At 30.4% G+C, this 12,219-nt stretch carries 7 protein-coding genes; 4 read left to right on the top strand and 3 right to left on the bottom strand.

Translation table 11 applies throughout. The features are described 5' to 3' along the window. The first annotated feature begins 815 nt into the window (after positions 1-815). Genes B2217_RS04980 through B2217_RS04970 form a run of 3 tightly spaced genes read left to right on the top strand, consistent with a single transcriptional unit; the run spans position 816 to position 7,799 of the window. Complete coding sequence (locus B2217_RS04980; protein WP_291122158.1) at positions 816-3,809, top strand: SusC/RagA family TonB-linked outer membrane protein; 2,994 nt, start codon at positions 816-818, stop codon at positions 3,807-3,809. Positions 3,810-3,826: 17 nt separating this feature from the next. Beyond that, positions 3,827-5,215, top strand: coding sequence for a RagB/SusD family nutrient uptake outer membrane protein (locus tag B2217_RS04975; protein ID WP_291122157.1), 1,389 nt, complete (start codon positions 3,827-3,829; stop codon positions 5,213-5,215). Beyond that, a complete protein-coding gene (locus tag B2217_RS04970; RefSeq protein ID WP_291122156.1) occupies positions 5,205-7,799 on the top strand; it encodes a S9 family peptidase in 2,595 nt (864 codons plus the stop codon). Before B2217_RS04975 ends, B2217_RS04970 begins: the two co-directional genes overlap by 11 nt. A 53-nt stretch (positions 7,800-7,852) precedes the next feature. Here B2217_RS04970 and B2217_RS04965 read toward each other — a convergent pair whose 3' ends face one another. The 3 genes from B2217_RS04965 to B2217_RS04955 form a co-directional block, all read right to left on the bottom strand. Next, a complete protein-coding gene (locus B2217_RS04965) occupies positions 7,853-8,125 on the bottom strand; it encodes a DUF6520 family protein (RefSeq protein WP_291122155.1) in 273 nt (90 codons plus the stop codon). A gap of 68 nt (positions 8,126-8,193) precedes the next feature. Beyond that, on the bottom strand, positions 8,194-9,657 hold the full coding sequence (locus tag B2217_RS04960) for a DoxX family protein (RefSeq protein WP_291122154.1): 1,464 nt from the start codon (positions 9,655-9,657) through the stop codon (positions 8,194-8,196). A 28-nt stretch (positions 9,658-9,685) separates the two neighbouring features. After that, a complete protein-coding gene (locus tag B2217_RS04955) occupies positions 9,686-9,919 on the bottom strand; it encodes a hypothetical protein (RefSeq protein WP_291122153.1) in 234 nt (77 codons plus the stop codon). A 345-nt stretch (positions 9,920-10,264) separates the two neighbouring features. On the opposite strand from B2217_RS04955, the gene B2217_RS04950 reads away from it, so the two are divergent. Then, a complete protein-coding gene (locus B2217_RS04950; protein ID WP_291122152.1) occupies positions 10,265-11,902 on the top strand; it encodes an AraC family transcriptional regulator in 1,638 nt (545 codons plus the stop codon). Positions 11,903-12,219: the final 317 nt, after the last annotated feature.

The following is a 12,219-nucleotide window of genomic DNA, read 5'->3' as shown; positions in this document are numbered from 1 at the left end:
TTTTTGATTACTTTTTTGCTCATAAAAAAGTGATAGAAAGATTTCTCGATACCTCGAAATGACATATTAGATGCGATTCTGAGACAAGCCCAGAATGACAAAATTTGTTGTTAAAAAGTGAACTTGAGTATTAATAAGAATAAAAACGTAAAACGTTAAGCGTAAAACTTATAACGCAAAAAGATAAAACCCCTTTCCCCAAAACAAAGTTGGCGCGATGTACAGGAAAAGGAGTGGCTTTTAAAACAAATGTTGAATTAAAAAACTAATGTAAAATTATGAAAGAGTAAACAGATTCACACTCTATCCCCCGAAGACAACACAAAGAGTATAAATGATCTTCATAAAGTAATTAGTGTTAATTTTTAGTTTTCATTTATTAATGTAATTTTTAAAACTTGTCGGAGGGGGAATTTTGGGTGTAACTTAAAAAGTAGTATAAAAACAGTATTTATTCATTTTTTCCTTGATGAAAAAACGAACCAAAAAAATCAAGTCTGTGCTTACAAGTCGGTCAATAACGGCTATTCGATAAATGCTTTAGAACATTCGCATATGAAATGCGAACATAAATCATTTTTAACGCTCTTTACGCCGAATTGACACTCGACTTTTCAGCAATGACGATTTATAAATTCATTGTTAAAAAAGGATTTGAATATTAATAAGAATAAAAAAACGTAAAACGTTAAGCGTAATACGTATAACGTAAAAAAAACAAAACCTCCTTTACCAAAAACAAAGTTGGCGCGATGTACTGGAAAAGGAGTGGCTTTTAAAACTAATGTTGAATTTTAAAAAACTTGTGTAAAATTATGAAAATATTTTACTTTAAACTCAATAGGCATACAATAAGTGTGTTATTGGGATTGGTTTGTGCTACACCCCTATTTGCACAAACAGGAAAAACCGTGACTGGAACGGTGAAAGATCATAACCATTTGCTCTCTGGCGTGGTGGTAACAGAAGAAGGTACACAGAATAGTGTGCGAACTGATGCAAATGGACAGTATTCGTTGACCTTACAGCATGATGATGCTAAACTAATTTTCGAGCAATTGGATTTCCCTATTCGTGAAGAAGAGGTATTGAATAGAAGTGTGATAAATGTAAGTTTCACAAAAGAAGATGACGGGATTCAGCTAAAAGATGTGGTGATAAATGCAGGGTACTATGCTGTAAAAGACAAAGAACGTACGGGTTCTATTGCTCGTGTAACGGCTAAGGAAATTGAGAATCAGCCCGTGAATTCTGTTTTAGATGCTTTGCAAGGTCGTGTTCCCGGTTTAGAGATTACACCAAATTCGGGTAATTCTGGTAGTGGTTATAAAGTTAGAATAAGGGGTCAAAATAGTATTGCTGCAGGGAATGATCCCTTATATATTATAGATGGTGTTCCATTTAGTACCACTAGCTTAGGATCTACTGCTTTAGGAGGTGTAATATTACCTGGTGGTAATTCAAATCCATTGAATACCATGGATCCTCAATCCATCGAATCTATTGAAGTGTTGAAAGATGCAGATGCTACTGCAATTTATGGATCACGTGGTGCAAATGGTGTACTATTAATTACTACTAAGAAAGGTAAAAGTGGCAAAACAGTTTTTACTGCTGATGCTTCAACAACTATTATTACTCATGGTATATTCCCTACTCTATTAAATACCAATCAATATCTTGAAATGAGACGAGAAGCTTTTGCAAATGATAAGATCACAACCTATCCTACCAACGCATTTGATGTAAATGGAACATGGGATCAGAATAGATTTACCGACTGGCAAAAAGAATTTATAGGAAAAGCCACTACAGCTAACACCTTGCGTTTTTCTGTTTCTGGTGGTACTGAACAAACGAGTTTTATCTTAGGAAATACATTGGTAAAAGAGAATGCTGTTTACCAAGGAGATTTTAAATATACTAAACTTGGCTTTTTTTCTACGCTAAATCATCAATCTATTGATCATAAATTCAACTTAAGATTATCTGTACAATATAGTTTAGATCGTAATTTTTTACCAACTACAGATCTTACACGTTCTGCTATTACGTTAGCTCCCAATGCACCAAGTTTATACAATGATGACGGAAGCCTAAATTGGGCTAATAATTCGTGGTCTAATCCTATTGCTGCATTAAGAAGTACATATAGAAATGAAACAAATAACCTAAACACTAATGCTGTAATTAGTTACCAGTTGTTGAATGGAGTAACAATTAAGACAAACTTAGGCTATCAACGTACTGATTTTGATGAATTTCAATCGAATCCTAATACAATGAGAAATCCAGCTTTTGGAAGTACAAGTGCAGCATCTAATATACTTAAGAGTGAAAACTATCAAAATGGTTGGATTATAGAACCTCAGATTGACTTTAATTATAAATTAGGAAAAGGAAAAGTAAGCGCTACAGTAGGTGCTACTTTGACAGAACAAGAGAAAGAACAAAATTCTTTATTAGCAAGTGGGTTTGCGAGTAATCATTTAATGAATAACATACGTTCTGCAACCACCATAAGTTATTTGAAAGAAACTAGTTCTCAGTATAGATATGCTGCCTTATATGCTCGTTTAAATTATCAATACAAAGACCGATATATACTTAATTTAACTGGACGAAGAGATGGATCGAGTCGATTTGGTCCTAATCATCGTTTTGCAAATTTTGGTGCAGTTGGTGCAGCTTGGATATTTTCTAAAGAAAATTTCCTACGTGACGTATCATGGTTGAGTTTTGGGAAATTGCGAGGTAGTTATGGTGTAACAGGAAATGATCAGATTGGTGATTATCAATTCCAAGACACTTTTACAATAGCGCAAGGTGGATATGACAATCTGCTTGTTTTATATCCTACACGTTTACAAAATCCTAATTATAGTTGGGAAAAAAATAAAAAGTTAGAAGTAGCATTAGAAATCGGTTTAATTCATAACAGATTGGATATGGAGATAGCCTATTATCGTAATCGGTCATCTAATCAACTTATAAGTTACAAACTACCTACAACAACAGGATTTACAAGTATCATTTCTAATTTAGATGCTGTTGTACAGAATTCTGGAATGGAAATAATACTTAGTGCAATCCCAATACAGCATGGTTTAGTGAAATGGACTACAAGCACACAGTTATCTCTGCCACAAAACAAACTGAAATCGTTTGAAGGATTAGATAAAACTCCTTATATCAATGATTACATAATAGGAGAATCATTGTATATCCGAAAATTATATGATTATCAAGGTATAGATTCAACAACCGGATTATTTCAATTCAAAGATTATAACCAAGATGGTCAAATTACCTCAATAGAAGATAGAAAAGTAAGCGTTGATTTATCACCACAGTTTATTGGGAGCTGGCAGAATAGCTTAGTCTATAAGCAATGGACAATGGATTTCTTATTTCAATTTGTTAAGAAAAAAGGATACAACGAATTCTACAGCTTTGGTACTCCAGGTATGATGTCTAATTTTCCTGTTGCAGTACTAGATCGTTGGCAAAAACCTGGGGATAAAGATAAAAAATTTCAACGTTACACAACAGGGGTAGATTCTAAAGCTTTACAAGCTTATAACAACTTCTTATCAAGTACAGGTGTTATAGAAGATGCCTCATATATACGACTAAAAACTATAGCAATCTCCTATCGATTACCAATTAAAGAGTTGAATGGTTTGATTTATATACAAGGGCAGAACCTGTGGACATTAACAAAAATGAAAGGTGTAGATCCTGAAACCGAACGTACTTTTTTACCTACAACGAAAAGAATAGTAATTGGTGGAAAAATAGAATTCTAATCAGTAATTAAAAAATCATGAAAAATTCAATAACAATACAATTGCTATTATTAGTGTTTGTTACAAATAGCATACTATTTAGTTGCGAAAAACTAATCGAAATAGACGACCCAAAAGGTGAAATACCTTCTGAAATAGTATATGAAAATACACAAACTGCAACAGCCGCTATCACACAGCTATATGCTAACCTTAGAGATGAATATCTTGTAAGTGGAAATTTATATGGTGCATCTACTTTAATGGGGTTTTATGCAGATGAATTGGATTACTATGCGTTAGCAACGAATCCGGTAAATGATTATGTTGAACATAGAATACTTTCTTCTAATACCATTAATTCATCAATATGGTCAAGTGGATATCAGTTAATTTATATGTGCAATATAGCATTAGAGCGTTTAGAGAATAATAAAAATTTATCTAATGAAACAAAAAATCAATTGAAAGGAGAAGCTTTGTTTATAAGAGCTTTAGTTCATTTCTACTTGTCTAATTACTATGGAGAGATTCCTTACATCAAAACAAGTCAATATCTACAAAATGTAAAAGTGAATAGACAATCTACACTAGATATATACAACCAATTAAAAGACGATTTGAAGCAAGCACAAGTATTTCTTAAAAACGAATATCCTACTTCTGAACGTATAAGAGCAAACTACTTTACTGTAACAGCTTTGCTTGCGCGTGTTGAACTCTATCATAAAAATTGGAAAGATGCAGAAGAATGGTCTAATGAAATTATAAATACTACATCTATGTATTCTTTAGAAAATGATCTTTCCAAAGAATTTTTAAAAGAAAGTCATTCTGCAATTTTACAGTTGAAACCTAAAAAGATTGGAGATCCGACGAACGAATCTAAACAATTTATTTTTGAAGTTGGCCCTCCCCCTACTATGGCTTTGAGTCAAAAATTAGTAGATGAATTTGAATCTAAGGATCTACGTAAGCAAATATGGATAAAACAGATCAATAAAGGAGCTGATTATTGGTATATGCCTTATAAATATAAACAAAACACTATAAAAAGTGAATCTACAGAATACGCTATTCTTTTTAGACTTGCTGAACAAATTCTAATACGAGCCGAAGCTAGAATAATGCAAGGTAATATAACAGGGGCTCTACAAGATATAAACACCATACGAAATAGAGCAGGATTGACAAATACAACGGCTGTGAATTCAACAACAATAATGGATGAAATCCTTAAAGAACGTCGTTTAGAATTATTTACTGAACATGGACATCGTTGGTTTGATATTAAAAGATTAAACAAAGCTGAAATAATATTACAACCCTTGAAACATGGATGGAAATCTACTGATATTCTTTTTCCTATTCCAGAGACTGAAATAAGGATGAATCCTAATTTACTCCCTCAAAACAATGGCTATTAAAAATAATATTACAATTATGTATAAAATAATTTATACCACATCATTTTTTTTGCTCTTATTAATTTTATCAATTGAAAAAGTAAACGGACAAACAGACACCAAAAAAGTATACTCCGAAAGCTTAAACGATCGATGGAGTGAATCTTCTGTTATTATTAATTCAACAAAGAATGGTAACTGGATTTTAATACGTGAAGATTTTCGGAATAAATCAACTCACTATTTAATTCATCAAAAACGAAAAATTAAAATTGAAATAAGTCTTCTACTTACTTCAGAATTTTCAACTGATGAAAAATGGTTTGCCTATTATACTTCTAATAAAGAAATTAAAGTAATCAATCTTCTAAATTTAAGTAATAAAACATTCAATAATATTTCTTCTCATGTATTTAGTTTTGATAATAATTCGAGATTTATAGCATTTTATCAAACAAATGAAAAGAAGTCTCTAATCATCTACAATTTACAAAATGATTCAACAAACGAGTTTATAGATGTTTCTGACTTTAGATGGAATCCTAAAGGTGATAAAGTTGCTATGATTGTGAATAATCCTAATTTGTCAGATGTTAGGATCTATAATTTAGATCATAATAGTGTAAAAGTTATTCAATCATTTGATCATACTAATTTAAGCCTTTTGAATTGGAACGAAAATGGTGATGTATTATTATGGTCCGAAAATAACAAAGATAACACCATTTTGTTCCATGTAAATGGTAAAGGAAAAATAAGCAAATTAACTTCCGAAAATATAAGAACTCAATTAGATGACAAAGTTATAAGCACGAGTAACATACGACTAAGTAGTGATGGTAGAACTGTATTTTTTTATAGAAAAAAGAATAATATGCAACAAAATACAGATGTAGAAATATGGGATACCAAAGATAAATGGATTACTCCTCGTAAAAATTCCTATGACAAAAATAAAAGTGATTTTCTTTTGTCTAGTTGGACACCTGAAGATAATATTGTGAAAACAATAACTGACAGTAATACCTCCTCTATTCTTTACAGACATAAACAACCATACGCATTGGTATGGGACGCATTACAATATGAGCCTCAATACAAACAAGATACCTATGTTGATTTGTATGTACAGGATATAAAAACAGGAGAAAGAAAATTAATTGTAGAACATCTCTATTTAGGTAATTATGATGAGTATGCAGTTTTTTCTCCAAACGGTCTTTTTGTAGCTTATTTTAAAGATCATCATTGGTATTTATATGATATAAAAAAGGGAAAAACCTATAATTTAACAGAATCTATAGAGAGAAAATTTTACAATGAATCTGATAATAATATTACAGATAAAGCTCCTGTAGCCGTTCCTATTTGGTCGGAAGATGAGCATGAAATTCTTTTACAAGATCAATATGACATTTGGTTATTGAATGATAAAAAAGTAACTAATTTAACCAACGGTTATTCAAAAGGTATCCATTTCAAATTAAGTAAAGCAAATAATACCATAGTTGAAAAACAATTGGTTCGTTATTCTTTTTCTGATACATTTACTTATAATTTTAATCGCCCTTTATTGATAGAAACTATTACAGATAATCTAGAAAAAGGATTTGCTTTGTTACAAAAAAATAAAGTTAAACATTTAATTTCAAGCGATCTAAATTATAGTAACCCTAAACTATTTCTAAATTCAAATAAGTTTGCTTATCAAGTGAGCTCTTATAAAGATTCACCCTCTTTCTATATGTATGATTTGATACTAAATAAAAGTGAGTTACTTTATCAAAGCAATCCTACCCTGCAAGAATTTGATTTAGGAAAATCAGAAGTTATTAATTATACTTTACCAAATGGAGTAACCTTAAAGGCTACTTTACTTTATCCTTCCAAATTTGAAGCTTCAAAAAAATATCCAATGATTATTAATATCTATAATCAAAATGCAGATAAAAAGTTTGTTTTTCAATCTCCTAATTTTTATGGTTATGACGGTTTTAAACCTATTAATTATGTCACAAATGGTTATTTTGTTTTATTACCTAATCTTTCATACGAAATAGGTAAACCAGGAGAATCTGCTCTTCTAGCTGTAGAATTTGCACTAAAAAAAGCAATAGAAAATAATGCTATTGATGCTAGTAGAATTGGATTGATTGGTCATTCTTTTGGAGGATATGAATCAGCTTTTATTGCCACTCAATCTAAATTATTCAAAACAGCAGTTGCTGGTGCTGCCGTAAGCGATTTACAAACTTGGTCTCACGATATGCAAGGCAATGACTGGAATACAGATCAGTTATGGAGAACTGAAAGTCATCAATTTAGAATGGGTGATAATTATTACAAATTAAAAGATAATTATAAACGTAACTCTCCTCTTGATCAAGTAGAACAGTTGAAAATGCCCTTGTTACTTTGGACAGGTAAAAATGATTATAATATTAATTGGTATCAAAGTGTTTATCTCTTTATGGGAATGAAACGACTTAATAAGGAAGGTAAATTAGTAATATTTGAGAACGAACCTCATCAAATATTTAAAGAACAAAATCAATTAGAATTATCAAAGATCATAAAAGATTGGTTTGAAAAATATTTAAAATAAAAATAAAGAGAGGAAGGAAAATCAAATCATCCTTCCTCTCTTCTTTTCGTCTACTATGGACGATGAGTTAAAGGAACACTACAGAATGTACCATTATCATTTTGATAAATTTGTGGTCCTGATGCCCCCATGTAAGTACATGGAACATCACCTATATTGTTACATTCTTGTGGTACCGATTCACATTTTTCATTCAAAGAATTAAAAATATAACCCGTAATTAACTTATCTTCATTTGAAGATTTATTTTCAGAGGCAAATGCAAAAGCAACAGCCATCATTCCTACCCCAATTGGTAGCGCTTTTTTTAGAAAATTTGTTTTCATCTTGTATAATTTTAATGTGGTGACTTACTCTATTGTACAGGTTTTCAGTCTTCCCCTGCATTGCGCAATTAATTATTATTTCTTATTTTATACATCCATAATTGATCATCTACTACTCCTATCAAATAATTATTATAAGCCACTAATTGTTGAATTGATTGCTTTGGTTGATGATAAAAATAAAAGCTATATTCATATCTATTGTTTCTAAAATCATACGAGTCGATAATCGACATTCCTTTTGCATGATAATCTTTTTCAAACTTTCCTAACCTATCGCTAACAATGAAATATGAATTATTATTTGATGCAGCTGTTTTATTAACCATAATTGTCTGACTACCTAACTCATAGTGATTTCTTTTCTTAAAATGAACTAAATCTATTTTAGCAGATGTAATGGTATCAATTGTATTATTTTGAGACTTCAATATTAAATTCTCATCTAAAACCAGATATTGATTTCTGTAATGATATAGATATGTATATATTTTTGATTGCTTATTCCACTGTAGAAGTCCATCAGTATCAAAAGTACCGGTTGATTGTTTTGTCAGGATTTTATCTTTTAAGTTGAATTTATTTTGATGTGTTACTATTTCTCCAATAACAGTAGAATTTGTTTTATTAATTGCTGTAACTACTGCAATTACAACAGAATCCCTTGGAATAAATTGATTAAAATAAATCTTTTCATTTAATGGTGTTGATGCTTTCCAGTTTACTATTCTTCCTCTAAGTATTATTGGAACTGTACCGTCACCAATAAAAAAATAGGGAGGTTGCACTACAATACGGATGCGTTTATACGGTAAATCATACCGATCGATCTCAATTTTATGAATATTTTCTGTATAATTATGAAAATCAATCTCTTTTATATAAAGAGGCGCATTATAATTACCTAAATATATAAAACAACTATCTACCCCAGCTATATAATAGTCATTAGAATTTAAAGTTATTTGTTTTATTTTGTCAAGAATATGTGGAATGTATTTACGCGTAAACGCATTGTTATACTGAGATTTCTTTTCTGATAAACCATATAAAATGGTTACACTAACAATTCCAATTAAAATAAGAAAGAATTGTTGAATGATATAACGTTTCCATATTTGAGAATTGTTTGCTATTCTAATTCCAATTAAAGCTAATCCTACAAAGACACAATTAAAAATCAGATGTTCTGTCCATCCCATCTTTTCTAAAACTCCACCACAAGAACAAGGTGTAAATGCCGTGAAATGTAGAATAATCACAATATAGGTGGTGAACATCACCATTAATAAAAGCGAAAGTTGTAAGGCTAGTTTTCTAAATCGGTCAAACATCAAAAGAAGTGCAACCACCAGTTCTATTATTATAACTCCATACGAAATAGGAATCGCATAACTAGCTAATAAGGGCGATTGTCCTAACTGCGTTTGAAATGTTTCAAAATCCATCAGCTTACTTACCGCCGCATAAATAAACAACACAATAAATAGGTAGCAGATGAGTGTTTGTATAATTGGATCGTATTTTCTCATCTAAATGTGTTTTAGGGTTTAAAGTAAACTACTCACCTCCTTCTTCAGTACGTTTGATATATGGGTCTTTGTCTTTTGGTGGATCAGCTTCTTCTTGAATAGAATCAGCAGTAACGATACTATCTGATAATATATCTGATTCGCGTTTTTGTTCTACAACAGATAAACCATCTGATCTTAATTGTGGAGCTTCCTCCTCCTCTATACATTGATAAAATAGGAAACTAATGATGCTAATGAATAAATAAGTTTTTGTTTTCATAGTCGTGTTTTTTAGGATTATTTATATTCTTAGCTTAAAATTAGATGGCATAATGATTAAAACAATAAAGAAGCACGTCAAAAACATAAACACTATGTTGATTTTATAAAAGTGTCACCTGTAATCGCTTATATTATTAGTAATTAGCAAATTACCAAATGTTAATTTTTTAATTATTTTTCAAAAAACATACTTTACTGTACTGTATTATTGTGCGAAATTTATAAATTCATACATTTCATGGAGTAATCGATTAGTGATTTGTGGTAATTTACAAGCTTAATTCAATTAAAATAAGTAACTTACATAAAAATCTACTACTGTTTTCATCTAAAAATAATGCTTATGAAAACATCTTTACAACTTCTATATGGATTTTTATTGCTTATTTTCAACATCGAAAATGTCTATGCAATTGATCAACTAAGCACACAAACAAATGATTTTCTGGTTCAGAGAATTGATTCATTTCAAACCGATAAGAACAATCCCGAAGTTTGGAAGTACATTAATGCTTATATCCTAAAGGCTAAGATTACTAATGATGGCGAAACTTTATTCTATGGCTATAAAGAAGCTATTTACTATACACAGGATTATGCAACCAAATTAAAATATGCTGATAGTGCGATAGTTGTTGCTCAACAGACAAGGAATAATGATTTGATTGTTCAAAGTTTTCTTTCAAAAGGATTGGTTCATTATCAGTTCAAGAAATTTCAACCAGCTTTAAAAAATTACTTATGGGCTGAAAAAAAATTGAATAAGAAATCATCCAACTATTTAACGCATAAAGTCCTTTTTAATCTGGCTTTAATTAAATTTCAATTAAAACAATTTAGTGAAGCAGAACTATTATTTCAGAAATGTATCATTTACTTTGAAAATAATAGTTCGGATGTAAATCATCATGCTTATTATTTAAATAGCCTTTATTATTCCGTTCAAATTTTACAGGCTCAACATAAATACACTGATGCTAATCAACTTAATCATATCGGTTTGAAATTGAGTCAAGATTCGCAAAACGACTATTTTATTCATTATTTCACCTATTTAAAAGGAATTCAATTCTATTTAGAAAAAGAGTATCAACAATCTATAGCCACGCTAACTAAAGAATTAGATTATTTAAAAAATCAACAAGATGCTAATTCACTTAGTTTGGCTTATTTTTATATTGGTAAATCTTACGAGGCAATAAATGAAGTACAAAAATCAGTGATATATTTTGAAAAAATAGATCAACTTTTTAATGAATATGAGTTTTTGGATAGCGATGTTCGTGCTGCTTACGATGCCTTAATCCATAATTCTGAAAATAATCGTAATTACCCAAATCAATTGTATTATATCAATCAGTTACTAAAACTAGATCATTTGACTCAGCAAAATACAGTAAAGCTATCTCCCGTTCTCCAAAAAGAATATGATGAAAAAAAACTGTTAGAGTTGAAGAAAAATGTTGAATTCAAAATCACCATCTATCCTATCTTGATAGGTTTTGTGATCATTTTATGTTCAATCGGGGTATTGTATGCTTACAAACGTTTTTTCAAAAAGCTTACTACAGATAAAAGGAAAATAAAAGATCCTTCTATTGTTGAAATTCCTGCTGAAGTTGTAAATGATATTTTGAATCAGTTGAATGATTTTGAAATAAATCACTTATTTGTACAAAAAACTTTAACCTTAGCTCAGTTAGCAAAATCATTTAAAACCAATTCTGCATATTTATCAAAGATTGTTAACTCAGAAAAAGGAACTAATTTTTCAAATTACATCAATCAACTTCGAATAAATTATGTTCTTCATCTCCTAATGGATTCAGATCAGTATCATCAACATTCAATTGGTGATTTAGCAGAATTAGTAGGTTTTTCATCTTCTCGCCAATTTTCGAATGTATTCTTTCAAGTGACTTCATTTCGCCCTTATGAATATATAAAACAATTGAAATTCAATTTGAACAAAGACGATTAAAAAGAAAAGATACATCGGTAGACTCTTAGTAACCGAGGTTCAGTGTCCCTATTCAAAAAGATAGTAAATACCGTCACTTCGAGTGATTTTCGAAATGTAATGTAGAAAATTGTATCGAGAAGTTAGACGTTTTAAAACGATTTTCTTCTTATTCTTCGACTTAATAAATGTGACAGCAAGAAAGGAAAAAACGTATCACGTTAACCGTATAACATAGACAATTCCAAATGGCAGGATACTCCCAACATCAAGGCAAGATAAAGGCAACATAGTGGCAGTAGAATGTATGTAAACGATTTAGATGTACGATGTAATAA

The sequence above is a fragment of the Empedobacter sp. UBA7620 genome (assembly GCF_002484185.1).
GTDB classification, from domain to species: Bacteria; Bacteroidota; Bacteroidia; order Flavobacteriales; family Weeksellaceae; genus Empedobacter; species Empedobacter falsenii_C.
Note: the sequence above shows the minus strand (reverse complement) of the source record. Positions and strands in the feature narration are given on the sequence as shown.

What these genes read in the sequence shown, in the direction of transcription:
- B2217_RS04975 (WP_291122157.1), top strand. Translation starts at nt 3,827, where the DNA reads ATGAAAAATTCAATAACAATACAATTGCTATTATTAGTGTTTGTTACA.
- B2217_RS04970 (WP_291122156.1), top strand. Translation starts at nt 5,205, where the DNA reads ATGGCTATTAAAAATAATATTACAATTATGTATAAAATAATTTATACC.
- B2217_RS04955 (WP_291122153.1), bottom strand. Translation starts at nt 9,919, where the DNA reads ATGAAAACAAAAACTTATTTATTCATTAGCATCATTAGTTTCCTATTT.
- B2217_RS04950 (WP_291122152.1), top strand. Translation starts at nt 10,265, where the DNA reads ATGAAAACATCTTTACAACTTCTATATGGATTTTTATTGCTTATTTTC.
- B2217_RS04960 (WP_291122154.1), bottom strand. Translation starts at nt 9,657, where the DNA reads ATGAGAAAATACGATCCAATTATACAAACACTCATCTGCTACCTATTT.
- B2217_RS04965 (WP_291122155.1), bottom strand. Translation starts at nt 8,125, where the DNA reads ATGAAAACAAATTTTCTAAAAAAAGCGCTACCAATTGGGGTAGGAATG.
- B2217_RS04980 (WP_291122158.1), top strand. Translation starts at nt 816, where the DNA reads ATGAAAATATTTTACTTTAAACTCAATAGGCATACAATAAGTGTGTTA.